General features: G+C 65.5%; 24 protein-coding genes and 1 pseudogene. 9 read left to right on the top strand and 16 right to left on the bottom strand.

What is annotated here, in order from left to right:
• Positions 1-166 precede the first annotated feature (166 nt).
• On the top strand, positions 167-772 hold the full coding sequence (locus H7J73_RS10250; RefSeq protein ID WP_264067240.1) for a TetR/AcrR family transcriptional regulator: 606 nt from the start codon (positions 167-169) through the stop codon (positions 770-772).
• A complete protein-coding gene (locus H7J73_RS10245; protein ID WP_264067239.1) occupies positions 769-1,281 on the top strand; it encodes a hypothetical protein in 513 nt (170 codons plus the stop codon). The genes H7J73_RS10250 and H7J73_RS10245 overlap by 4 nt, the downstream gene beginning before the upstream one ends.
• A gap of 23 nt (positions 1,282-1,304) precedes the next feature.
• Here H7J73_RS10245 and H7J73_RS10240 read toward each other — a convergent pair whose 3' ends face one another.
• The 9 genes from H7J73_RS10240 to H7J73_RS10200 form a co-directional block, all read right to left on the bottom strand.
• Positions 1,305-1,502: a ferredoxin gene (locus tag H7J73_RS10240; protein ID WP_264067237.1), complete on the bottom strand. Its 198-nt coding sequence runs from the start codon at positions 1,500-1,502 to the stop codon at positions 1,305-1,307.
• Positions 1,499-2,701: a cytochrome P450 gene (locus H7J73_RS10235; protein ID WP_264067236.1), complete on the bottom strand. Its 1,203-nt coding sequence runs from the start codon at positions 2,699-2,701 to the stop codon at positions 1,499-1,501. Before H7J73_RS10235 ends, H7J73_RS10240 begins: the two co-directional genes overlap by 4 nt.
• Positions 2,702-2,824: 123 nt before the next feature.
• Entirely contained in the window at positions 2,825-3,628 is an 804-nt protein-coding gene (locus tag H7J73_RS10230; protein ID WP_264067235.1) for an NAD(P)-dependent oxidoreductase, read from the bottom strand.
• Positions 3,625-4,443 (bottom strand): NAD(P)-dependent oxidoreductase, encoded by an 819-nt coding sequence (locus H7J73_RS10225; protein ID WP_264067234.1) that lies wholly within the window; start codon positions 4,441-4,443, stop codon positions 3,625-3,627. The genes H7J73_RS10230 and H7J73_RS10225 overlap by 4 nt, the downstream gene beginning before the upstream one ends.
• Complete coding sequence (locus H7J73_RS10220) at positions 4,443-5,330, bottom strand: alpha/beta hydrolase (RefSeq protein WP_264067233.1); 888 nt, start codon at positions 5,328-5,330, stop codon at positions 4,443-4,445. Before H7J73_RS10220 ends, H7J73_RS10225 begins: the two co-directional genes overlap by 1 nt.
• Complete coding sequence (locus H7J73_RS10215; protein WP_264067232.1) at positions 5,327-6,943, bottom strand: thiolase C-terminal domain-containing protein; 1,617 nt, start codon at positions 6,941-6,943, stop codon at positions 5,327-5,329. Before H7J73_RS10215 ends, H7J73_RS10220 begins: the two co-directional genes overlap by 4 nt.
• A gap of 151 nt (positions 6,944-7,094) precedes the next feature.
• Positions 7,095-7,817 carry a Crp/Fnr family transcriptional regulator gene (locus H7J73_RS10210; protein ID WP_264067231.1) on the bottom strand — a complete coding sequence of 241 codons (723 nt, stop codon included), beginning with the start codon at positions 7,815-7,817 and terminating at the stop codon, positions 7,095-7,097.
• A complete protein-coding gene (locus H7J73_RS10205) occupies positions 7,814-8,032 on the bottom strand; it encodes a ferredoxin (protein WP_435405462.1) in 219 nt (72 codons plus the stop codon). Before H7J73_RS10205 ends, H7J73_RS10210 begins: the two co-directional genes overlap by 4 nt.
• Before the next feature lie 10 nt (positions 8,033-8,042).
• Positions 8,043-9,347 (bottom strand): NADH-ubiquinone oxidoreductase-F iron-sulfur binding region domain-containing protein, encoded by a 1,305-nt coding sequence (locus tag H7J73_RS10200; RefSeq protein WP_264067230.1) that lies wholly within the window; start codon positions 9,345-9,347, stop codon positions 8,043-8,045.
• Between the two features lie 71 nt (positions 9,348-9,418).
• Between H7J73_RS10200 and H7J73_RS10195 the strand changes: the two genes are divergently transcribed.
• Entirely contained in the window at positions 9,419-9,913 is a 495-nt protein-coding gene (locus H7J73_RS10195) for a hypothetical protein (protein ID WP_264067229.1), read from the top strand.
• Positions 9,914-9,930: 17 nt separating this feature from the next.
• Here H7J73_RS10195 and H7J73_RS10190 read toward each other — a convergent pair whose 3' ends face one another.
• From H7J73_RS10190 to H7J73_RS10175, 4 genes are all read right to left on the bottom strand, one after another.
• Positions 9,931-10,791: an alpha/beta fold hydrolase gene (locus H7J73_RS10190; RefSeq protein WP_264067266.1), complete on the bottom strand. Its 861-nt coding sequence runs from the start codon at positions 10,789-10,791 to the stop codon at positions 9,931-9,933.
• A gap of 81 nt (positions 10,792-10,872) precedes the next feature.
• The gene (locus H7J73_RS10185; RefSeq protein WP_264067228.1) at positions 10,873-11,265 is read right to left on the bottom strand and encodes a Rieske (2Fe-2S) protein; all 393 of its coding nucleotides are present in this window, start codon (positions 11,263-11,265) and stop codon (positions 10,873-10,875) included.
• Between the two features lies 1 nt (position 11,266).
• Positions 11,267-12,421: an amidohydrolase family protein gene (locus H7J73_RS10180; protein WP_264067227.1), complete on the bottom strand. Its 1,155-nt coding sequence runs from the start codon at positions 12,419-12,421 to the stop codon at positions 11,267-11,269.
• A 20-nt stretch (positions 12,422-12,441) separates the two neighbouring features.
• Positions 12,442-13,560 carry an amidohydrolase family protein gene (locus tag H7J73_RS10175; RefSeq protein WP_264067226.1) on the bottom strand — a complete coding sequence of 373 codons (1,119 nt, stop codon included), beginning with the start codon at positions 13,558-13,560 and terminating at the stop codon, positions 12,442-12,444.
• Between the two features lie 232 nt (positions 13,561-13,792).
• On the opposite strand from H7J73_RS10175, the gene H7J73_RS10170 reads away from it, so the two are divergent.
• Complete coding sequence (locus tag H7J73_RS10170) at positions 13,793-14,965, top strand: acyl-CoA dehydrogenase family protein (protein ID WP_264067225.1); 1,173 nt, start codon at positions 13,793-13,795, stop codon at positions 14,963-14,965.
• A 55-nt stretch (positions 14,966-15,020) separates the two neighbouring features.
• Here the strand turns inward: H7J73_RS10170 and H7J73_RS10165 are convergent, their stop codons facing one another.
• The 3 genes from H7J73_RS10165 to H7J73_RS10155 form a co-directional block, all read right to left on the bottom strand.
• Entirely contained in the window at positions 15,021-16,388 is a 1,368-nt protein-coding gene (locus tag H7J73_RS10165; RefSeq protein WP_264067224.1) for a cytochrome P450, read from the bottom strand.
• A 52-nt stretch (positions 16,389-16,440) separates the two neighbouring features.
• Positions 16,441-16,635 carry a ferredoxin gene (locus tag H7J73_RS10160; protein ID WP_264067265.1) on the bottom strand — a complete coding sequence of 65 codons (195 nt, stop codon included), beginning with the start codon at positions 16,633-16,635 and terminating at the stop codon, positions 16,441-16,443.
• Positions 16,636-16,705: 70 nt separating this feature from the next.
• The gene (locus tag H7J73_RS10155) at positions 16,706-17,566 is read right to left on the bottom strand and encodes a mycofactocin-coupled SDR family oxidoreductase (protein WP_264067223.1); all 861 of its coding nucleotides are present in this window, start codon (positions 17,564-17,566) and stop codon (positions 16,706-16,708) included.
• A 333-nt stretch (positions 17,567-17,899) separates the two neighbouring features.
• Between H7J73_RS10155 and H7J73_RS10150 the strand changes: the two genes are divergently transcribed.
• From H7J73_RS10150 to H7J73_RS10130, 5 genes and pseudogenes are all read left to right on the top strand, one after another.
• Entirely contained in the window at positions 17,900-19,420 is a 1,521-nt protein-coding gene (locus H7J73_RS10150; protein WP_264067222.1) for an aldehyde dehydrogenase family protein, read from the top strand.
• The gene (locus H7J73_RS10145; protein WP_264067221.1) at positions 19,417-20,625 is read left to right on the top strand and encodes a CaiB/BaiF CoA transferase family protein; all 1,209 of its coding nucleotides are present in this window, start codon (positions 19,417-19,419) and stop codon (positions 20,623-20,625) included. Before H7J73_RS10150 ends, H7J73_RS10145 begins: the two co-directional genes overlap by 4 nt.
• A 16-nt stretch (positions 20,626-20,641) precedes the next feature.
• On the top strand, positions 20,642-21,817 hold the full coding sequence (locus tag H7J73_RS10140; RefSeq protein WP_264067220.1) for a Zn-ribbon domain-containing OB-fold protein: 1,176 nt from the start codon (positions 20,642-20,644) through the stop codon (positions 21,815-21,817).
• Positions 21,814-22,983 (top strand): thiolase C-terminal domain-containing protein, encoded by a 1,170-nt coding sequence (locus tag H7J73_RS10135; RefSeq protein WP_264067219.1) that lies wholly within the window; start codon positions 21,814-21,816, stop codon positions 22,981-22,983. Before H7J73_RS10140 ends, H7J73_RS10135 begins: the two co-directional genes overlap by 4 nt.
• Positions 22,973-23,133, top strand: a pseudogene (locus tag H7J73_RS10130) (ABC transporter permease); the annotation flags it as partial. The gene H7J73_RS10135 and the pseudogene H7J73_RS10130, both read left to right, overlap by 11 nt.

Genomic DNA, 23,133 nt, shown 5'->3' with positions numbered 1-23,133 from the left:
CTGCCCAAAGCGCCGGTATCAACTCGGCGGCGTGATTAGTCTGCGTTTCAGACCTGGGTGACCGGGGCCGGAAAATTCATCAAGTGAGACCCTTGTCACAGGGGTCAAACTAACCTACTGTGTGTTCACTAGGTTGGTTCAGCAAAGCGAAGGCTCTGACTGCACGATGACTTCCCCGAGGCCGTATGCGAGCCTGCTCGCCAAGGGCGAGGACCGCAAAGCGCGGATTCTCGCCGGTGCGCAGCGCTTGCTCACCCGCAACGGGTGGCGCAACACCACCCTGGCGCAGATCGCCAAAGAGGCGGGGGTCAGCCCCGCCGGGCTGCTGCACCACTTTCAGTCCAAGGAACAGCTGCTGCACGCGGTGGTGGATGCTCGTGACGCCGATGACGACGCCAATGCCGATCGAGGGGGCGATCTGATCGCCAGCATTGCGCACGTCGGCGAGCGCATCAGCCGGGCGCCCGAACTGGTGGGAACCTATGCGGTGCTGCTGGTCGAGAATCTGATGCCCGATGCTCCGCTGCATGACCGACTGTTCGACCGTCAGCGCGCCGCCGTCGACATCGTCGCCGATCTCATCCGGCGGGGCCAGCAGGCCGGTACCTATCGCACCGACTTCGACCCGACTCTCAAGGCCGTCCAGATCGTGTCCCTCATCACCGGAATGGAAATCTCATGGTTGCTGGATCCGTCAGTCCCGCTGCAGGAATCGATTCAGGAGTACGCGAGATCGCTGGAACGGGAGTTCGCGCCGGACGGCAGATCGTGAGGTACCGGCTGGACGTCGTTGCCCCGAGCGTCGTCGAGGTGGTCACCTGCGCCGGTGGCTGGCTGTTCGACCGGGTGATGGCCGGCTGGGATGTCACCGTGCTCGTCGCCGACAACTGCGATGACCGGCCGCTGCAGATCCTCGGCGCTGAAGCGGCCAACCTCGAGACGGCGCTGGCTTCGGGCTTATCGGGGTTGACCGGCCCACGTCCGCACGCACTGGCGGTGGCCACAGAACTCTACGATCGCGATGCCCGGGTGCGGCAGGGCGTTCGTCAGGCGCTGGAGAGCGGTCAGACCGAGGTCACCCTGTGGGGCGACACCTGGCCCGCCGAACTGGATCGCGTCGACTCGGTGGAACACCGGCTCAGCGTCGCCGCCCGCGCATTCAAGGCTCAGGCGTTGGCGGCCGCATCGGCGCCGGTGGACCGGATTGCGTTCACCGAAACGTTCCGCAGCGGCACACCGGCCTGCTGTCCGGTTGCCGCCGATCTTGTCCCGGCCAGCTGAGCCCGGCGACCGCGAGAGCCGGACTAGTCGACGATCGCGATGGCCTGCCGGGGGCACTGCCGCACCGATTCTTTGATCTGCTGCTCATTTTCCGGCGTCACCTCGTCGGAGAGCACGTGGAGGTAGTCCTCCTCGTCGAGATCGAAGACTTCCGGGATGATGCCCATGCAGATCCCGTTGCTTTCGCACAGGCCGAAGTCCACTGCGATCTTGGCCATCACTTCAGCACTCTCACTGGCACATTCTTGTAGCCGGCGACATTTTGCATGTTGACCTTCGTCAGTCCGGCGAAGTCCACCTCGTAACGGGGCATGAAATCCAGCAGATGTTCCAGTGCGAGTGCAGTTTCCATGCGGGCCAGCGCCGCCCCGAGGCAGCTGTGAATCCCATATCCCAGCCCGAGATTCTGGGCCTGGGTTCGGTCGCGATCGATATCGAACGTCTCGGCGTCGGTGAACGCCCGCGGGTCGCGGTTGGCTGACCCCTTCATCAGGAACACCGCCTTGCCTGCGGGTATGGTGCCGCTCGGCACTTCGACGTCCTTGAGGGTGTAGCGCACGTTGTACTGCACGGGCCCGACATAGCGCAGGAGCTCCTCCACGGCGGCGGGTACCTTGCTTCGGTCATCGAGCAGCTTCTGCCACTGCTCTGGATGGCGGGCGAATTCGACGACTGCGCTACCGACCAACTTGGTCACGGTCTCCGCGCCCGCGCCACCGAGAAGCAGGGTGAAACCGGTGATCTCGATATCGTCGAGCTTGCGCAGGATGCCGTGGTCGTCCGGGATTTCCGCCGCGATCAGCCGGCTGATCATGTCGTCCTGCGGATTCTCCCGCCGCTCCTGAACCAAGCCGTAGTAGTACACGCCGGAGTCGATATTGGCCGCCATGTTGTCGTCGTCCATCTCGATCTGGCCCGGCTTGCGATGCAAACTGGCGTCGATCCAGTGCCGGACCTGCTGGCGGTATTCCTCGGGCACGCCGGCCATCCGGGCAATGACCTCCACCGGGAACGGACCGGAGAAGTCCTGCACGACGTCGAACCGGTCCGGATCGACCTTGCCCAGATAGTGCTCGATCAACTCGATGACGGTGTCGCGCTGGGACTGGATGGCGCGCGGGGTGAACGCCTTGTTCAGCAGGCTGCGCATATGCCGGTGATCAGGCGGATCCATGAAGATGATGGACTTCTGCGGCGGCTCGGTGCTGCGAACCATGCCCAAGTCGCACCCGCGAGATGACGAGAACGATTTGCAGTCCTTGAGCGCGGCGGCGACGTCCGCATGCCGGGTCAGCGCGTAGAAGTCCTCGGCCTCGTCGTAGTACAGGGGTGTCTCCTCGCGCATCCGCGCGTACACCTCATACGGGTCGTCGAAATACTTCTGCGCGTAAGGATGGAACACCAATTTCGGCTTCGTCATCTGCGTTCTCCTCCGCATGTGGCCGGTAAGCGGAATGTTACGAAAGATTCTTCAACTGTAACGCTAACAGTAGCGACTATCGGAGAGGGCGAAATGCCCGGAATGGGCCCGGGTTTTCGTGGTTCAGGTGGACCCCAGCCACGTGCTGACGACGTCGTCGAGGACGCCGAGATCAGCCCCCAGCTCGGCCGAGATCTTGCGGACCACCTCGACGTCTTTGGCGATGAAGCTGCCGGCGGTGTCGATGAATTGCTCGACAGAACCTCTGGTCGCGACCCCGCTGAGGGCGCGACTGGCGCCGCTGCCGTGGGGAAGTGCCGCCAGCAGCGCCGTTTCGGGCACTCCGAGGCTGCGGGCGAGTCGGACCGCCTCGACGAGTAGGCCGATTTGACCGGCGAACAGGGTGTTGTTCACCAGCTTGACTCGTTGGCCCGCCCCCACCGGACCGATATGCAGAATCGGATCGCCGTAGGCCGCGAGCACCGGGGTCACCCGGGCGAGGGCATCGTCGCCACCGCCGGCGAATATCGTCACGTGCCCGGCGGCGATATCGTGTGGTCCACCGCTGACCGGTGCGTCGACGACGTCGACGCCGAGGGCTTGCCCGCGAGCGGCGATCGCCTCTGCGGTGCGGGGACTTCCGGTCGTGTGCAGCACCAGGGCGGATTTCGGTGCCATCGCGGTGATCAGGCCGGCAGTCAGGCATACCTGCCTTACCTGCTCGTCGGTGAACGCGCAGACCACCACGACCTCGGCCCGGTCGGCCGCCTCCTGTAACGTGGTGACCGCCGTGGCGCCCAATTCGGCTATGGCGGAGCACTTCTCATCGGAGCGGCCGAGCACGCCCACCTGGTGGCCGGCGCCGATCAGTCGGCGGACCATCGGGGCGCCCAGTCGTCCCGCGCCGATGAAGCCGATCCGGGTCATCGTGGATGATCCATCAAAACCAGGGCCGCGTCGGCGGCCGTGAACACCGCCCCCTCCGGGGTATCCGCGGTTCCCGCGAGATTCGCGGCGTGCCGGACGTCCTTCTGGAGCAGTGCGCCCGCGATCGGGGCAAGTCGCTCCAGCGTGCCGCCGAATGCGGCGATACTGCCCAGCGCCATACTGTTCGCTGAGCCTCTGGCGACCACCTCGCACAGCTTGGTGCGCGGAATTCCAAGTTTTTCACCGAGTTCCAGCAGACTCATCGCGCTGCCCAGGTTCGCGCTGAACAGCAGGTTGTTCAGGATCTTGGCGACCTGGCCGGCGCCGAGCGGGCCCAGGTGGACCACTGGATCGGCGTAGGTGGCGAACACCGGCCGCGCGCGTTCGACATGCTCCCCGGCGCCGCCCACCATCACCAGCAGACGCCTTTCCGCCACCGCGGGCGCGCCACCGCTGACAGGTGCATCGATGACCGAAATCCCCTTGGCAGCAGCTTTTTCGGCGAGCTCGCGACAGGTGTCCGGGTGCACCGTGCTGTGGATGGCGATGATGCCGCCCTCGGCCATACCGGCCAGCAGGCCGTTCTCGCCGTCGGCGAGTTCGTGCACGTCGGCGTCGCCGACCACGCAGACGCAGACCAGGTCACTGTCGGCAGCCAGCTCGGCGGGGGAGCCCGCCACCTTGGCGGCGGTATCGGCATATGGCTCAAGCGATTCCGGCCTGCGAGCCCACAGGGTGAGGGGAAGCCCGGCATCGACGATCGCCCGTGCCATGGGTCCGCCCTGGCTGCCAAGTCCGATGAAACCGACCCGCATCAGCTTCCTTCCATCGTGAAATCGGTTGTCTTGCCGGTCGTGCACTGCTCGACGAACGTGAGCACGCTCGCGTGATAATCGGCCGCGGTGTGGCCGAGGCTGAGGTTGTGCCCACCCTCGGCCTGCTCGTGGACAACTACCTGGGGTGCGGCGGTGAACAGCGCGGCCACCTCGGTGAGCGCGGCGGGACCCGTTTCCCAGACCCGCTCGTAGGCGCCGAGGCTGAAGCGCACCGGGATCTGCACCAGGGCCGCGAGATCGGGCAGATCCCTGGCCCACCCGCTCACCACCGACGCCTCGTACCGGACGCCGGCGGGGCCGCCCTGGATGCGCACCGCACGGTCGACACCGTCGGCATACAGGTGTGCGGGCTCCCAGAGCAGCTGGCGCAGACCGGTCGGAATGCGCTCGATGGAGGCCCCCGAGAGGATCGCCATGGCCTCTTGCTGTTGCCGAACACCGGTGCCGGAGATCTCGATGCCGAGTAGCGCGTCGCCGCGCTCGTCGGCGGCCATCCGCAGCGCCAGCTCGCAGCCGGCGGAATGGGCAAGTAGGAACACCCCTGCGCCGCGGTCGCGGGTACCGAGGATTGTGTCGATCGTCCCGTAGGCCGCATCGATTCGTTTTGGCGTGCTGGTGAATTCGTCGGCGTACAACGCGGAGCTGCCGAACCCCGGCCGGTCGATGGCCAGCACGGTGAACCCGTGTTCAGTGCCGGTCCGTAGCAGCGACAGGGCGGGAAAGCCGGGGCAGTCGAAGTACAGGGCCGTCGTCGCACCGCCGTGGATGGCGACGATCGTGGCACGCGGATTCGGCGCTTCGGCCAACAGGCCTGACATCGGTACGCCGTCGACGAGGACCACGCGGGGGATCGGTGTGCCCGTCACGTGTCGGTCCGCATCAACAGCACGCCGCTGGGAGTCAGGCCGCCGCTGCTGGCGACGGCCACCCGCGCGTCCTTGACCTGGCGATCACCGGCCTCGCCGCGGAGTTGGGTCACCGCCTCGTGGATCAGGCCCATGCCGTGAGTGCGGCCGTGGGAGAGCTGTCCGCCGTGCGTGTTCAGAGGGATGATCCCGTCGCGGGCGATGTTCTTCCCCCCGTCGAGGAAGTCTTTGGCCTCGCCGATTCCACAGAAACCGAGTGCCTCCAGCCACGACAGGCAGTTGAAGGTGAAGCCGTCGTAGAGCTCGGCAACATCGACATCCTTGGCGCGCAACGATGTTCGAGTCCACAGGTGGGCCGACTGGCCGAGCACCTGGGGTTCATGCGTCATCGTCGTCTGGTCCCAGTCGGTCCGCTCGATGATCTGGGTGCCCACCGCCTCGAAGAGCACCGGTTTCTTGGCGAGGTCACGTGCGGCGTCGACGGTGGAGACGATCACCGCGACCGCGCCGTCGCATGGCACATCGCAGTCATAGAGTCCGAAGGGTGTGGTGATCGGCCGCGCCGAGAGGTAGTCCGCCATCGTCATCGGATCGCGATAGATGGCCGTCGGATTCAGTGCGGCATTGGCCCGTTGGTTGATCGCGATCCAGCCCAGAGTTTCGCGAGTGGTGCCGTACCGGGCGAAGTGCCGCTGGGCGTTGAGCGCCAACGTATGCGCCGCCGAGGTCGCGCCGAACGGCATCTGCCAGCTGGTGGTGCGCGCGCCGCCCGGCGGTGACAGCTTGCCTTCCTTCATCAGCTGGCTGTACGTCGCCTCCCACAACGTGCGGAAACACAGCACGTGCCTGGCCATCCCGGTCGCGACGGCCATCATCGCCGCGATCACCGAACCGCCGGGCCCGAACGTGTCCATCCCGCCGTTGATCCAGGTCGGCCGCAGGCCGAGCACACCCTCGAGTGCCGTCACGCCTCCTTCGCCCATTCCGACCGCGTCCATCGACGGATACGTCGACAACCCGTCGATATCGGCGAAGGTGAGTCCGGCGTCGGCGACGGCCGCCTCGCAGGCCTCGACCGTCAGGGTCAATGGCGGAACCATCAACCGGCGGCCCAGTCGGGACGCGCCGATGCCCGTGATAGCGGACTTGTCCTCGAACCGGTCGCCACTGACCGGTGGCCGGACGAACCGGGCGAAATCCGCTGGCGCGATCTCATCGGCGACCCGTGGGGCGATCTCGGTGTCCCCAGTGGGCCTGAACACCGGAAGCCAGACGTCCTGGGCATGTTCGAAGACGACCTCGAGCTGCTGGCCGAGGGTGAGCTCGTCGGGGTTGCAGCCCACCACGTTGGTGGTCAACCGCACCCGCGGGTCTTCCTCGATGGCGACCTGGGCCACCACATACGAGGCGGGCAGGCCGGGCAGACTGAAGCGGTGGTTGACGGTGAACGCCGATAGCGTGGCGCGTCCGGAGACCGGTTTGATCTCGATGTTGTGCCCGCGGCACTGGCGGCACAGCGGTGCCGGCGGGTGGACCAGCGCAGTGCAGTCCTGGCATTGCTGGAACCGCAACTGCCCGTCGGCGCCGGAGGTCCAGAAGAACTCGGTGTCCATCCGTAGCTCGGGAAGTACCACGCGGCTGGATATCGGCTGGTGCTCGAGGAATGGGATCGCGGCCTCCAGAGTCGGAGAGGATATTGTGCTTATTCGCTTTGGAGAATCACGTTATCAGTGTGAAGTACGGTGGATCTAGGTGCGATCGGGTTCACCTGGCGCGCCGGGCCAGCCGCGGCCGGTCGAGGACGAGGACACATTTGCTCTGCAACCGGATCCAGCCGCGCTCGGCGAACTCCGAAAGCGCCTTGTTCACGGTTTCGCGCGAGGCGCCGACCAATTGGGCGATCTCCTCCTGCGTCAGATCGTGTTCGACGCGGATGGCCTCACGGTCGGCCCCGTTGGGCCCAACCGGCTCGCCGCGGTGGGGCACGCCGAAGCGACGGGTCAACTGGAGCAGCAGCTTGGCGACGCGCCCCGGCACGTCGGTGAAGATCAGGTCCGCGAGATTGTCATTGGTATCGCGCAGGCGACGGGCCAGTACGCGCAGTAGTTGCTCGCCGATCTCGGGGTGTGCTGCCATCCATACGCGCAGGGCGTCGCGATCCATCGTCACCGCGCTCACCGCCGTGACTGCAGTGACCGTGGATGTCCGCGGACCGGAGTCGAACACCGACAACTCGCCGAAGACGTCCGACGGGCCGAGCACGGCCAGCAGGTTCTCCCGGCCGTCGTGGCTGCGCCTGCCGATCTTCACCTTGCCGGTGACGATGATGTACAACTCGTCGCCCGACTGTCCTTCGACGAACACGGTGTGGCCACGCCGGAAGGTGACCGGTGTGAGTTCTCGGGTCAACGTCGCCACCGCGTCACGGTCGATCCCACCGAAGATGCCGCCGTCCACCAGGACTTCGGAAACCGCGCTTCTGGTCAACGGGGCGGTCCGGTAGCGGGGACAGGCACGGCGATGATGGCATGCACCGGGCAGTCGAGAAGCGCGCGGTGCACTGCGTCCTGATCTTGTTCCGGCACAGTGCCGTTGCCGATCAGTGAGGCATAACCCCAGTCGTCGAGGGAGAAGTATCCGGGCGCATGCTTGGCGCACAGCCCGAAGCCGTCGCACATGGTCCGGTCGAGCCTGATTTGCATGCCGACAACGTCACTCATGTGCACTCACCACTTCCACTTCGTAGGGGCGTGCGGCGGTGAACGGGCCGGTTCCGCAGTCGGTACAGCTGCCGGCGAGGTGGCGCGCCACCTCCTGCGGGAACTTCACCAGCAGGCTGGCGGCGATGTTGGCCGCGGCGTCCAACGTGGCACACGCGCCGCGCCCGCGTAGTACCACCGACCACCGTTCCAGCCGGGAAAGGTCGTCGCCGGTGGCTACACCGTCGCGCAGCGCCTCGGTGACTGCCGCCATCGCCGCGGTGCCGTTGAAACACGACCCGCACTGACCGGCGTTCTCGCGATCGAAGTAACTCATCACCGACGCGGCGACCGCCACCGGGCATTCGTCGGTGATGACCGAGATGGCTCCACAGCCCAGACCGCTCCCGAGATGGCGCATGGCCTCGTGATCGAGGGTGGCGTCGAGAACCTCGCGGTTCAGCAGACCCGCGAAGTAGCCGCCCATCAGCACTCCGCGGACCTGGTCGGCGCCCACGCCGTGCTGCCGGAGGAGATCGGCAATCGCTGTGCCGTAGGGGATTTCGTACAGCGTCGCGGGTCGCCCGGCTCCGGTCACGGTGGCCAGGAACGTGCCGGCGGAACCCGGCGTGCCCGCCGCGCGATAGGCCTTGGCCCCGTGCTGGTGCAGATAGGGCAGGTGGGCCAGGGTTTCGACGTTGCTGACCTGGGTGGGCAGCCCGCCGACGCCCACTTCGAACGGGCGTGGTGGCTTGTCGGTCGGTTTGGCCGGCCCGCCGTTGATGGCCCGCACCGCGGCAGTCTCCTCGCCGGCGACGTAACCCGGATCGACGACGCGCACACTGACGGTCAGGCTGCCCGGACCGGCCGGGAAACCGCTCAACTCGCGCAACGCGGTTTCGATGGCCGAGGCCGCCTGGCGATCCGAGACGTACACATGCGCGTGTTCGGCTCCGATGATCCTCGCGGCCAGTCGAACACCGTCGAGCACCAGATGCGGCCGATGCCGCAGCAGCCACCGGTCTTTGATCGAGGCCGGTTCGCCCTCTTCGCCGTTGGCGACCAGGACGGTGTCCTGGCCGCGCCGACCGGCGTCGAGCACGGTACGCAGTTTGACCCCGATCGGGAATGCGGCTCCACCGCGGCCGAGCAGACCGGACAGGTCGACTTCGGCCAGGAGGGCGTCGGGGTCCGTGAGCGGCTGGTAGCCACCGCTCTCGCGGTAGTCGGCCAGATCCTCGAGGCCCGAAGCGGTGCGCAGTAGCCGCGGGACCAGGCCGGGCCATGTGGCAACGGCGATTTCGGCACCTTCGTTCACGTCGAGAGTGTTTATGATGGGCTCCTGCCCTGCGGGCCTGCCGCCACGGCGTCGCCGTTACGCTTGCGCGCATGCGAACCGCGGTGGTGCGAGTCGGCGTCGATCCCCGCGGTGAGCTGTCCGCCGATCAGCTCGGAGCGGCCATGACAGCGCTCGGGGAATTGGCTCGTGGCGTGGGCGCCGAGGTGCTCGGCGCGGATCTGGCGGCGCTGCCGCCGAGTCGGCGTGAGGTTGAGGTGCTGCTGGCCGCTGACGACCGCGATGCTGCGCTGGCTGTTGTAATGCGATTGTGTACCACGGTGTTCGGTCCGCTGGGGGCCACGCCGGTGCCCGGTGTGGTGACCTTCGTCAGTCGCGGGACCGACGACGACGCCCACGGAGTGCTGTCCGGTTTCGGTTTGACCGGGCAGGTCGAGCGGCGTCCCGGCGGTGACGGGTGGGACATCGTCGACGTGACGCTGCGCAGAGAGGACCTGGCCGGGGTGCCGGAGAGTCGCATCCACACGGCGCTGGAGGCGTCGCTCAACTGTGAGGTGCGCATCCTGGTCGACGAGGGGCGAGCCTGAGGCGGAGTGGCTGACCATCAGCGGCCGAGGAACTCGAGGATCGCGGGGGCGGCCTGTACCCAGGTGTCGAACAGGCAGAACTTGCCTGTGGCGGTGAACTTCTCGCCGGCACGCTCCCAGGCATCCTCCGGCCACGGCGGGTCGATGAGCTCGGAACCTTTGATCAGGCAGCTCACTTCGAGCGAGGTCCGCTTCGGGTGGTCCCAATCGTTCTCACCGCCACGGATGATCAGCGCCGGCACCTTGATGTTGTCGAACATGTCATCGGGCACACCGGGAATGGTCTGACCAGGTTTGGAGACGAAGGCGTTGAGCCAGCGCAGCATCACCTTGAGGAATTCGTCGGTATCAAGGGCCTCGAAACGAGCTCTGTTGCCGGGGTTTTCGGCGATCCGCTCCTTCCACTCAGGCACCCGTAGCAGCCCTTCGACTCCGAGGCCGCGGACCGCGAGAATGCTGGGCACGATGTAGTGGCCGCCGAGGACGAACGAGCCGTAGACCCCGCCGACGATGTTCCAGACCACCAGCTTGGTGACCAGTTCGGGGTAGAGCATGGTGGTGAGCATCGAATCCCGGGCGCCGCCGGAGCCGCCGGCGATGATGCACGGCCCGATGCCGAGGCCGTTGATCAGTGCGGCCAGCGTCTCGGCCCGCATATGCGATTCGCTCAGCCCGGAGAACTGCACGTCGGATTTTCCGCAGTTGGGCCGGTCCCACAACAGCACCCGGTAGCCGCCGTTGACCAGCGCCCGAGCCAGTGGGCGCAGGCCGGGGATGTCCTTGCTGAATCGCCCGCCCGGCGTCAGGGCGATGAAAGGGCCTGCTTCGTTACCTGCACCGAGGATTTCGTAGACGACCTGGCCGCCGTTGATCTCCATGGTCTTCTCGCCGCGGCGCAAGGTGGCCTTCTCGGACGCCTTCTTGGAAGCCTGGGTAGGCACAACGTTCTCCTGTAACTGTCAGGCCATGACCAGGACGTCGTTGTCGACGACCCGGACGGGGTAGGTGCGGATGCTCCACTCGGGTTTGACCGCGGTGGTTCCGGTTGCGAGCTCGAAACCCCATTGGTGCCATGGGCAGAAGATGAACTCTTTGTCCCGGACCATCACCGCGTCCCCCGGGACGTCCTCGTCGACGATGGTGCGCCCGCGGGCCCGGCCCGAGCACAGGGGGCCGCCCTCGTGCGGGCAGTAGTTCGCGATCGCGTAGAACGTGCCGTTGACGTTGTAGACCCCGACGCCGTGCCGTCCGATCGGCACCAGTTTGTGTGTGCCAGATGGTATTTCGTCTACCGTGGCGACGATGTGTTCACGCCCCTGCGCCAGCCGGGGCGGGGTGCTTTCGGTAGCCAACTCAGAAGACCCGAACCTGACCCTCGAGCACCGGGACGGTATCCGGCAGCTTGTAGGTCTCGATTCCGTTGCGGAACATGATGGCCTCGCGGGCATGTTCGGGTAGGTGCTTGACCAGCCAGCGGGGATCGTCGAACGTCCAGTGTGGATAGTCCGAGGAGTACAGCAGGATCTTCTCGCATTCCATCCACTCGAAGGCGCGCGACAGCTCCGTCTTGTCCTCCGGATAGTCCAGCGGTTGAGTGCTGAACTTGATGTGGTCTTTGACGTACTCGGAGGGCTTTCGCTTGATGTCCAGCCACGACTTGCGCTTCTGATAGATGGCGTCCATCCGCCACATCAGCGGCAGGATCCAGGTGAAGGCGTGCTCGATGAAGACGACCTTCATGGTGGGGAAGCGGTCGAAGACGCCGTCGAAGATAAGACTCATCACTTGGTTGGCCGCCAGCAGGGAGTAGGTGACCATGAAATCGTGGTTGTAGCTGGGCAGTCCGACCGGCGGGATCGGCAGCGTCTCGTAGACACCGCGCGACAGATGGCAGCTGACCGGCATGTCGTATTTGGTGGCGGCCTTCCAGATGGGGTCGTAGATCGGGTCACCCCAGGACGGGCGCGGTTCGGCCTTGATCAGCAGCTGCGACATGTACGGGTGTTCGGCCCATTTCTCGATCTCCGCAACGGCACCGACCGGATCCTCGATGGCCAGGCAGATCGACCCACGCCAGCGCTCGTGCCAGTTGTTGTGACCGTCCAGCCAGTTCTCCGCGAGCCAGGAGTTGGTCGCCGTGCAGTAGGCGGACGTGGCCTCGGCCAACCGGGATTCCCCGTGGGTGGGCTCCAGGATCGCGATATCGGAGCCGGCCTCCATGATCAGCTGGCGCAACGCCATATCGGGATCGCTGCAAGCGAATTCGCCGTCCGGCGGGAAACTGTCGACCCGCATCGCGTAGGAGTGCGCGTAGTCCGGCGCGTCGTAGTAAATTGTATCGCCGACCGGATGGTTGAGGAAGTACTTGCTGCGCCACGGCTCGGGGATGTAGTCGATCAACTGGCCGCGCTTGGGCATCGGGTGCACGTCGGAGTCGACGCAGCGCACCGCGATGCGCTCGGCGGCGGGTACTCGTGGTTGGGCTGACGTACTCGAAGTAGTCGTCATGGTGGCTTCCTCGCTTCCCTCTACTGTGCCGGAACGGCGGACGGTACGACGGGACTTGCCGGCATTTCAAGGCCATACAGCTCGGCGGCATTGCGCCAGCAGAACTTGTCGCGCTGCTCAGCCGAATAGCTACTGGGAACGGTCAATTCGTTGCTGTCCCAATGGGGGTAGCTCGAGCCGAACATCGTGATGTCTTCTTTGCCGGTGAAGCCGAACCACTCTCCGGCGAAATCGGTGTCGCCGGGTCCGTCGAAGAGGCCCTGCACGAAGTAGACGTGCTCGGGCAGGTAGTCGCTGGGCATCCTCGGCGCCCACGGTGTCTGCTCCAGGTGGGGTCGGCCAAAGCAGTCCATTCGCCAGATGAACGGCGTCAACAGGTCCGCGGCACCGTCGGCCCAGACGAACTTCAGGTCCGGGGATCGCTCGAAGACACCCTCGGCGATCATGTTCATCAGGTGATAGAGGTAGTTCAGGGACATGAAGGAGAGGTACTGCTCATAGGTCCGCGTCTTTCCTGACGGTGTCGGCGGGAACTGAATTCCCGCGCCCACCTCGATATGCACTGCCACAGGAAGATTGGCCGTCACCGCGGCATCCCACAGCGGCCAGAACTGCGGCTTGCCGTAGAGCTCGCGCGACTGTAGCGGGATGCCGATCTGCACCACCGCGGGGTGGTCCTTGTACTTGTCGATTTCGCGGAGGGCGCCGGCGATGTCGTCGGGATTGACCCGGATGGTGCCGCGGAACCGATCGCCGAATTCACCGTCGAGCCAACGGGTCACCAGCATCTCGTTATGGGCCGCGGCGATCGCGGTGCCCAGATGCCGGTCGGGCATGATGCCCCGGGTCATCGGGTGCAGGATCGCGATGTCGACGCCGCGGTTGTCGAACAGCTCCTGGGCGACCAGTTCGGGATCTGAGCCGGGGTACTGCCGGTCGGGTCCCTTGCTGCCCGTGACGTACTCACCGCCGGGCGCGCCGTACCAGTCCATCTCGTAGTCGGGAAAGCCCCGGCTGGCGAACGGCTCGCGCAGGAACGTCCCGCGCAGATCCTTGTTGGACTTGCAGAAGATGTGGACGCTGGTGTCGATGACCGGGGTCTTCGAGATGCTTCCGCTGCCGTCGTCGAACTCGATCATCAGTGCCACCCACCTGCGGTAACACGCTGTTCGGAGGGATTTGGCGCACTGGGCCCACAGTCGGACATGTCCTCCATAGTACAACCCGGTTCTTCAACGGCAAGAATGGAGTTCTCAGTCCGGCGCAGCGGTGCGGAATCCGCCGGGGCAAAGGTGAGACTTCTGTTTCTTGTATTACAGAATGATATTCTCGCATGGTCTGTGGTAGTCGATCCAGCCCCTGAGGAGAGCAGTGCAACTCACGTTTGACGCCGACGTCGAAGAGTTCCGGGCTGAGTTCGTCGCTTTCCTCGACCAGCACCTCCCGCCCGAGTCCGAGACCGGTGAGCGCTCACAGTCCTGCTCGGACGTGCCTGAATGGGCGCGGCGCTGGCAGCGGTTCCAGTTCGACAACGGCTGGCTGCTGCCGGGCAACCCACCGGAATACGGCGGGCGCAACGCCACCGTGATCCAGCAGTACGTACACCAGGAGGAGCTGTCCCGGCGGCGGATTTACCACAGCTACAACCCGCAGGGCGTGGGCATCGTCGCCGCGTCGATCCTCTCGTTCGGCACCGAGGAGCAGAAGCAGCGCTGGGCGGTGCCCATCCTGCGGGCGGAGCTGACGGCGTCGGTCGGCATGAGCGAGCCCGGTGCCGGCTCGGATCTTGCCTCGCTGCGTACCAGGGCGGTCTCCGACGGAGACGATTTCGTCGTCAACGGCCAGAAGGTGTGGACTTCGGGCGCGCACGATGCCGATGTCCTGATGACGTTGGTGCGGACCGATCCCGATGCACCCAAGCACAAGGGCATCAGCGTCGTGCTCATCCCGACCGAGAGTGAAGGCCTGGTTCGCCGGCCGTTCGCGACGGTATGTGAGAAGGACGATCTGGACTTCAATGAGGTCTTCTTCACCGACGTCCGGGTGCCCAAAGAGAACCTGCTCGGCCCACTCAACGGTGGCTGGAAGGTGGTCAATGGCGCCCTCGGTCACGAGCGCACCATGATGTGGATGCAGTTCGCCGACCGGCTGCACAACCTGAGTCGTGACTTCCGTCCGGTCAGCGCCCTGGATCGCGACAAGTACGCCACGCTGCTGATGGACACTCAGGCGCTGCACCTGCTCGGCTCGGCCGCCGTCGCCGGGGCCGCCCGCGGCGAGGTGGATCTCGCGTCGATCGCCGTGCTGAAGGTGCTGGGCTCCGAGGCCGAGCGCGATGCGACTGAGCAGGCGCTGTCCTGCGGCGGAGTGGAAGCGCTGAACCATCCGTCGACCACGTCCGCGTTCGCGCCGTACGACCTCGACTACCTCTCGGCCGGCTGGTTCGAGCGGTACATGCGCAGCTTTGCCGGAACAATTGCGGGCGGTACCAACGAGATTCAGCGCAACATCATCGCGACGGTCGGACTGGGCCTGCCGCGCTGAGTTGTGATTTCGGCGTGCTGCCGACCGCTGACCGGCGATCAGCACGCCGAAATCACTACCAGTCGATGACCGCTGACTCTTTGCGCTCCGTGATCGGCCGGGCCAGCTCCTGCTCGTTACATATCCGCTGCAGCTGTTCAAGCGTCTCGTCGAGGTTGCGGCCCAGCCGCTTGCCCGGGGTAAACGTCGCGGGCAGATGCTTCATGCCCTGGATGACGCCGATCGTCTCGTAGTGTTCGGTGCCTGCGGGGTCGCAGACGTAGTCGGGCATCCGGTCGAGCACGGCGGTCAGCATCGACTTGAACACCGTCCGGGCGACGTTGGAGCCGACGCAACGGTGCACCCCGATGCCAAAGCTGAAGTGCCGATTTCCTTTTCGATCCAAGATGATCTCGTTGGGCCGCTCGAAGACGGCCGGATCGCGGTTGGCCATCGCCCATGAGATCCACAGGCGCTCACCTTCTTTGAACTTGGCACCCTCGAATTCGGTGTCCTCGGCGAACGTCCGGCCGTCGCCGGGAGCTGGTGTGTAGTACCGCAGGAACTCCTCGGTGGCCGGGTTGAGCAGGGTGTCGCGTTCCCTGCTGAGCAGCTCGCGTTTGTCGGGATTCTCCGACAGCCATTCCAGTGAGTGTGCGGTCAATGCGGTGGTGGTGTCGAAGCCGCCGCCGATGACCAGCCCCAGGTTGCCCAGGATCTCCAGATCCGGTGCGGGCTCGCCGTCGATACGCAGTTGCAGCAGCGCGTTGACGAGGCCCGGTCGCGGGTTCTCCCGGATCTCCATCATCGTGGTGATCATGTCGATACCCATCTGCCGGTTCATCTCGGCGACCCGCGGGGCATCGGGGGAGTGTTCCGGTGTGGACACCCCGAGGTGGGCGGGCTCGCTGTAGATCATCCACTTGTTGAGCTCGATACCCATCATCGCCAGCGTGAGGACGGCGGGCACCACGTTGGCCAGGTCATCGACGAAATCGATACGGCCGGATTCGATCTTCTCATCGATGGCCGCCCGGGTGATCTCATCGACGAACGGCTGCCACCGCTTGATCGCGGCGGGGGAGAGATAGGGATTGAGCGCGCCGCGGTAGGTACTGTGCTCGGGTTCGTCCATCTCCAGGATGCCGCCTCGCACGACGGTGGCGCGTTGGGCCCTGGGGATGGTGATGCCCTGATATCCCTTGCGCTCCCCGTGGAGATCGTGGTCGTTGGATACCGCCGGGCAGCGGGCCAGCTCAAAGACTTCCTTGCTACCTGCCGCGATCCAGTGCCCGTCGTAGACCTCCGTCCACGCCATCGGGCACTTGGCGTGCATCTCCTCGGTGATCTTGTCGAACTGGTCGCGGTACTCCGGGGTGTGCCGATCGAAGTGATACGGACGCTTCTTCGGATCGCTGTCGGCAACGGTGTCGTCGACGCTCACGGTGTGGTCTCCCTAGCCGATAAATGGTGCGGTGCAGTGGTTTTCGCGGCTATCAGTCTTCGACGGTGATGGCCTGTTCTGGGCAGCAATGTGCGGCTTCGCGGACCAGGGCCTCCTGATCGGTGGGGATCACGTCGAAGACCACCGATGCGTGGCCGTCGACGTCGTCGAGCTCAAACGCGTCCGGGGCTGTCATCGCGCACAGCGTGTGTCCTTGGCAGCGGTCCGAGTCAACCCAAGCCTTCACTGGCATCCCTTCATCCCTTCAGCACTGCGAGTTCGGTTGTGCCACAGTCAATTAAGACTGGGCAGTCGGGTCAGACGTGGTAGTCGTACCACTTGAGGTAGCCGCCGGCGTCGACCCGCAGTTGCATGCCGGTGACGAATCGTGACTCGTCCGAGGCCAGCCACAGCACTGCGTTGCTGATGTCCTCGGGTTCTATATAGTTCACCTTCATCGCCTGCTGGACTCTGAAGACGGGCTCCGCATCGGCGCGGGTGGGTGTTTCCAGGTCCGGCCGGAACGAGCGGTACATCGGCTCGCTCTGGAGCATGTCGGTATTGCAGTTGGTCGGGTGGATGACATTGGCCCGGATGCCGCGGACGGCGAGTTCGGTGGCCAGATAGTGCACGTACTCGGAGATCATCCGCTTCGAGACCATGTATCCCATGCCGCCGGGATCGGCGCCGGGGTTGGGCTTGTTGTGGGCGTCCATCAATGCGGCCGCCGACGCGGTCGCGATGATCGTGGCGCCCTCGTGCAGATGCGGTAGCGCGACCTGGATGGCGTTGATGGTGCCGATCAGGTTGGTGTTGATTCCGTCGGTCCACGCCTGCATCGGCGGCTGGCCCTTCATGGCGGCGACCCCGGCTTGTGCGACGACGATGTCCAACTTGCCCAGTTCGGCGATGCCGTTCTCCAGTGCTTGCTTCAATTGGCCGGCCTCGCGGACGTCTGCCTGTGAGATGACGGCTTTGCGGCCGGCCTTCTCGACGAACGCCGCGGTTTCTTCGAGGTCGTCCAGCGTGGCCAGCGGGTAGCCGATGGTGTCGATATCGGCGCAGATGTCCACGGCGATGATGTCGGCGCCCTCTTCGGCGAGCCGGATCGCGTGGCTGCGGCCCTGCCCACGGGCAGCGCCGGTGATGAATGCGACCTTGCCCTCAACACGTCCCACAGAAGTTCCTCTCGTTAGATGGCTGAATCACGACCGGGGCTCGTCGCACGTGATGGCGTTGCGGAACCTGAACTGTCTGGCGCGTGGAGCGAGGGGAATAGTCTCGAACCTCAAGAATCTCCCTTTCGATTGTGAGAACCGTACTCTCGGACTGAAGTGTCACGCAAGGTTTGCGAACGAACAGTCTTGAAATGCGCAAATGGTCCGGACAAGGGGCCCAGCCCGTGTTGACAGCGCCCCGCCGGTACTGGTTAGTTGCATGAGTTCTCGTATGGAGAATGTCATCTTCGCCTAGGATGAGAATCTAATTATCGAATGCGATCAGGAGGTCGGATGGCATCCCACGAGGCCGCTGAGGTAGTTCGGAAGCCCGCTCAGAACGGTCAGGCGCGCGCCGCAGATCGCCGCATGCTGATCAACGGGCAGCTCGTGGATGCATCCGCGGTCTTCGCCAGCCTCAACCCGTCGACCGGCGAGATTCTCGGTTACGCCCCCGACGCGGATGTCGACGATGCGCAGGCCGCCATCGCCGCGGCCCGGCGTGCGTTCGACAACACCACCTGGGCCACCGACGTCGAGTTCCGGGTGCACTGCCTCGAGCAACTGCACGCGGCGCTGGTCGAGCATCGCGACGAGCTGGGTGACCTGACCATCGCGGAAGTGGGGGCCACTCCAGCACTCCTGGCCGGCCCCCAGCTCGACGATCCGATCCGCATCGTCCGCTATTACGCCGACCTGCTGAAGACCTATCCGATGACCGAAGACATCGGCAATGTCGAAAGCCGCGGCCAGCTCCATCACCGTTGGGTGGAAAAGGAAGCTGCCGGCGTCGTCGCCGCGATCATCGCCTACAACTATCCCAACCAGCTCGCGCTGGCCAAGGTCGCGCCCGCACTGGCCGCCGGCTGCACGGTGGTGCTCAAGGGTGCCCCTGACACGCCGCTGATCACACTGGCCCTTGGCGAATTGATCGCCAACCACACCGATATCCCGGCCGGCGTCGTCAACGTAATCAGTTCGGCCGATCCGGCTGTCGGCCCCGTCCTGACGGCCAGTCCCGACGTCGACGTCGTCACCTTCACCGGCTCCACCCCGACCGGCCGGGCCATCATGGCCGCAGGCAGTGCGACGGTGAAGCGGGTGTTCCTGGAACTCGGCGGCAAGTCGGCGATGATCATGCTCGACGACTTGGATGACGAAGCCATCGCCTCATGTGCACTCATGGCCGCGTTCACGATCGTCACGCACGCCGGACAGGGTTGCGCACTCACCACACGACTCCTGGTGCCCAACAGTCGGAAAGACGAGATCGTCAAGCAGGTCGCAGGCAACCTGGCCCACGTGCGCCACGGCGACCCGGCCAATCCCACGACGTACATGGGCCCGCTGATCAGCGAGCAGCAGCGCAACAAGGTGCACGGCATCGTCCAGCGTGCCGTCGAGGCCGGGGCCACTCTGGTGACCGGTGGCGAGAAGCTCGACCCGGGCTTCTTCTATGCGCCCACCCTGCTGACCGACGTGGATCCGGACAGCGAGATCGCGCAGGAAGAGATCTTCGGCCCCGTGCTGGTCGTCATCGGCTACGAGGACGACGACGATGCGGTGCGCATCGCCAACAACTCGATCTACGGCCTGGCAGGCGGCGTCTTCGGCGACGAGGACCGCGCACTGGCCATCGCCCGCCGGATCCGCGCCGGCTCACTGAGCATCAACGGCGGCAACTACTTCGGGGCCGAGAGCCCGTTCGGCGGATACAAGCAGTCCGGCATCGGCCGCGAAATGGGCGTGGCCGGGCTCGAGGAGTTCCAGGAGCATAAGACGTTCGCGACGGTCGTTCCCGGAGGGCAAGCATGAGTCTGCCGCTGGAAGGTATCCGCGTCCTGGAGGTCGCGATGTACGGCTTCGTGCCCTCGGCCGGCGCCGTGCTGGCCGAGTGGGGCGCCGAGGTCATCAAGATCGAGCACGCCGTCAACGGCGACCCGCAGCGCGGGTTGCGCCAGACGGGAGCGCTGCGGGTCGAGGGTGATCCCAACCCGAACATCGAACATGCCAACCGCGGCAAGCGCAGCGTCGGCCTGGATGTGTCGAAGCCGGAAGGCCGTGAGGTGCTCCTGGAACTCGCGCGTCGCGCAGACGTCTTCCTGACCAGCTTCCTGCCCGGGCACCGCAGGAAGTTCGGCATCGATCTCGACGACATCCGCGCGGTCAACCCGAAGATCATCTACGCCAGGGGGAGCGCGCTGGGTCCCCGCGGCCTGGAAGCAGAGAAGGGCGGTTACGACATGACCGCCTTCTGGTGCCGCGCAGGTACCGCCGCCACCATCACCCCGCCGGGCATCGAAGGCATGATCGGCCCGCCCGGCCCCGCCTATGGCGACACCATCTCCGGCACCAACCTCGCGGGCGGGATCGCCGCTGCACTGCTCAAGCGTGAGCGCACCGGTGAGCCGTCGACCGTGGATGTCTCACTGCTCGGCAGTGGGTTGTGGGCGATGGGCCACACCATCGCGCTGACCTCACACCTCAATCAGCGGATGGTGGCTCCGACGCCGGGCGTACACGGCTCGCCGGTCAACCCACTGGTCGGCGTGTACGCGACAAAGGACAACCGGTACATCTCGCTGGTCATGATGCAGCCGACAAAATTCTGGGCCGACGTCTGCAGGCACATCGACCGACCTGAGCTTGCCGATGATCCGCGCTTTGCCACGGCGGAGTCGATTGCCGAGCACACCGCCGACGCCGTCGCCATCCTCCGGGAGGTGATCGTCACCCGCACCCTGCCGGAGTGGAGTGAACGGTTCGCCACCCTGGCGGGGCCGTGGGCTCCCGTTCAGGACACCTTGCAGGCGGCCGACGACGCTCAGGTACTGGCCAACGAATACATCATCCACGCAGGCGAACTGGACCTCGTCGCCAATCCCGTGCAGTTCGACGTTACGGCGCCGCACACCGGGCCGGCCCCGGCCTTCGCCGAGCAGACCGACGACGTTCTGGTCGAGCTCGGCCTGGACTGGGATCGCATCATCGAGCTCAAGACTGCTGGTGCGGTCACCTAGGTCGCTGGAGACTCCCATGCCGTTCATCGCCGCGATTGGTACGTATCTGCCCTGCTGGGGCTGTGATGTACGTCGCATTATCGGTGATGACGAGGATGCGATCACACTTGCCGTCGAGGCGGGCCGGGCTGCCCTGCAGGGCGGCGCGACGGTGGAGAACGTCGTGCTGGTCAGTCGTGATCTGCCGCTGACCGAGAGCAGCAACGCGGCCGTCCTGTTGGCCGGGCTCGGACTGGACCCCGAGCTTGAGGTGACCGAGCGACTCGGCGGCGCCCCCGCAACACTGGATGCGCTCAGCTCGGCGCGGCCACGGACCATGATCGTCGGTGTCGACGTCGACCCGGCCGGAGCGGCCGCGATCGTCACCGCGGACCGCGGTCTACAGGTGCGTACAGCCGCCCGGGTGGCGCGGAGCCTTCCCGTGCGCACCCGCAACGCAGTCGGCGTCGTGCACGACTACGGCGACCCGCGGCTGTTACACGAGCGCGGGCTGGTGGCCTCACTGGAAGCGGCGTGGCTCGACACCCCCGTCGCGGTCGCCGGCGTGGATCACGGTCAGGCTGCCGAGCTGTGCGTCGGCAGGCCCGCTGAACTACCCACCACCGGCGCGAGCGCCGGTTTGTTCGCGCTGTCCCATCTCGCAGAGACGGGCACCACCGGGCCACTGGTCGCGGTGGAACAGGCGAACCTGTCCGGGCTGACCGTCGCCGGTGGCAGCGCGGCGGTGTACCGGCGCGAGTCGCCGGCACGCCCCAAGCCGAGCACCATCTTCGTTGCCGAAGCCGACATTCCCATCTCGCTGGCCGCCTACGAACGTGCATTCGAGGCCAAAACTCGTTGGGAAGCCGGCAAATTCGCCGACAGTGAGCAGTTGGACTTCCCGCCGCGGTATCGCGTTGCCGACAACGGAGCGTTGGCAACCGGCTACGAACTGGTGGCTCTGCCACGGGTCGGCACGGTGTACACCTCGGTTTCTGTACATCTGCCTGTCCCCGGACTGCGCACCCCCTACGCCCTGGCGATCGTCGAGCTCGACCACGTCGGTGTGCGGGCATTGGTGAAGGTGACTGGCGCGGAGCCGGATTCGGTGGAGATCGGGGATCGGGGCCGGTTGGTTCTGCGCAGAGTGGCAGTGCGATCCGGTGTTCCCGACTACGGGTATGCGTTCCAACCGGAAGCGGGGGCAGCGTGAGGAAGGTTGCCATTGTCGGTGCGGGTATGACGTCCTTTGGTGAGCATTTCGCGCTCGGAATCAAGGACCTGCTGCCGATGGCATTTGCCGAATGCGCCGCCAGCGTCGACAAAGGCGTGGACAAGGCCGATCTGCAAGCCGCCTGGTTCGGCTCGATGGGTACCACCGACGGCTTTCCCTCCGGCATCCTCGCCGACTCACTCGGTCTGCCCGACCTGCCGGTCACGCGGGTGGAGAACTCGTGTGCGACCGGTAACGATGCCGTGCGTAATGCGTTGTTCGGCATCGCTTCCGGCGCGTTCGACGTGGCTTTGGTGATGGGTGCCGACAAGCTGCGCGAAACCGCATCGAAGGCGATGCTGTGGGAGTGGGAGGCGATGGCCCGCGATATGGCCTGGGATTATCCACTCGGTCTGGTCGCGCCCGCGGGTTTCGCCCTACACCTCAAGCGGTACCTCTACGAGTCGCCGGCCACCCGTGAACACATGGCGATGGTCGCGGTCAAGAATCATCGCCACGGGGTGAAAAATCCCAAGGCGCGCTTGCGTTTTGAGATCACCCTGGAAGAAGCGCTGGCAGCCCCGACCGTCGTCACGCCGTTCGGGACGTTCGACTGCGCACCGCAGAGCGATGGCGCCGCCGCATTGATCCTGGCCGCCGAGGATGTCGTCGACCGCTTCACCAGCCGGCCGGTGTGGATCCGCGGCGTGGGCCTCGGGCTGGATTCCGTTATGCATCAACACAAACGGGATATGACGTCCTTCCCGTCGACGGTGCGGGCCGCGAAGCAGGCATTCGCGATGGCGGGGTTGTCGCCGTCGGACGTCGATGTCGCGGAGGTGCATGATTTCTTCACCGGAGTCGAGATGATCAGCTATGAAGACCTGGGTTTCGCCGACCGGTTCGAGGCCCACAAACTGCTCGAGGCCGAGGTGACCAGCGTTGGTGGCGCCCTGCCGGTGAATCCGAGTGGTGGTCTGAAAGCAAAAGGCCACCCGCCGGGCGCGACGGGCGTCGCACAGTGCGTCGAGCTTTTCGAACAGTTGCGGGGTGAAGCTGTGAACCAGGTCGATGGTGCGCGGATTGCCCTGGCGCACAACATCGGTGGTCCGACCGCAGTATCAGCCGTGACAATCCTCGAGGGGCCGACAACCCATGGCGAATAAGGGTCCGGACCGGTGGTCCGTGGGTATGCCTGCGCTGAAGAGCGCCAAGGGGCCGATGTCGGCGATTGGTGGCCTGTTTTCGATGTCGGCGGATGCGGTGAAGTTCATCTTTGTGCGGCCGTTTCAGTGGCGGGAGTTTCTGGATCAGTC

The sequence above is a fragment of the Mycolicibacterium komossense genome (genome assembly GCF_025822605.1).
Lineage (GTDB): Bacteria > Actinomycetota > Actinomycetes > Mycobacteriales > Mycobacteriaceae > Mycobacterium > Mycobacterium komossense.
This window is presented reverse-complemented; position numbering and strand designations above follow the sequence as displayed.

Bases quoted from the DNA above. Each gene is read 5' to 3' on its own strand.
- H7J73_RS10250 (WP_264067240.1), top strand. From the start codon at position 167: ATGACTTCCCCGAGGCCGTATGCGAGCCTGCTCGCCAAGGGCGAGGAC.
- H7J73_RS10235 (WP_264067236.1), bottom strand. From the start codon at position 2,701: ATGACGAAGCCGAAATTGGTGTTCCATCCTTACGCGCAGAAGTATTTC.
- H7J73_RS10230 (WP_264067235.1), bottom strand. From the start codon at position 3,628: ATGACCCGGATCGGCTTCATCGGCGCGGGACGACTGGGCGCCCCGATG.
- H7J73_RS10225 (WP_264067234.1), bottom strand. From the start codon at position 4,443: ATGCGGGTCGGTTTCATCGGACTTGGCAGCCAGGGCGGACCCATGGCA.
- H7J73_RS10215 (WP_264067232.1), bottom strand. From the start codon at position 6,943: ATGGACACCGAGTTCTTCTGGACCTCCGGCGCCGACGGGCAGTTGCGG.
- H7J73_RS10205 (WP_435405462.1), bottom strand. From the start codon at position 8,032: ATGCAAATCAGGCTCGACCGGACCATGTGCGACGGCTTCGGGCTGTGC.
- H7J73_RS10195 (WP_264067229.1), top strand. From the start codon at position 9,419: ATGCGAACCGCGGTGGTGCGAGTCGGCGTCGATCCCCGCGGTGAGCTG.
- H7J73_RS10190 (WP_264067266.1), bottom strand. From the start codon at position 10,791: ATGGAGATCAACGGCGGCCAGGTCGTCTACGAAATCCTCGGTGCAGGT.
- H7J73_RS10180 (WP_264067227.1), bottom strand. From the start codon at position 12,421: ATGACGACTACTTCGAGTACGTCAGCCCAACCACGAGTACCCGCCGCC.
- H7J73_RS10175 (WP_264067226.1), bottom strand. From the start codon at position 13,560: ATGATCGAGTTCGACGACGGCAGCGGAAGCATCTCGAAGACCCCGGTC.
- H7J73_RS10150 (WP_264067222.1), top strand. From the start codon at position 17,900: ATGGCATCCCACGAGGCCGCTGAGGTAGTTCGGAAGCCCGCTCAGAAC.
- H7J73_RS10145 (WP_264067221.1), top strand. From the start codon at position 19,417: ATGAGTCTGCCGCTGGAAGGTATCCGCGTCCTGGAGGTCGCGATGTAC.
- H7J73_RS10140 (WP_264067220.1), top strand. From the start codon at position 20,642: ATGCCGTTCATCGCCGCGATTGGTACGTATCTGCCCTGCTGGGGCTGT.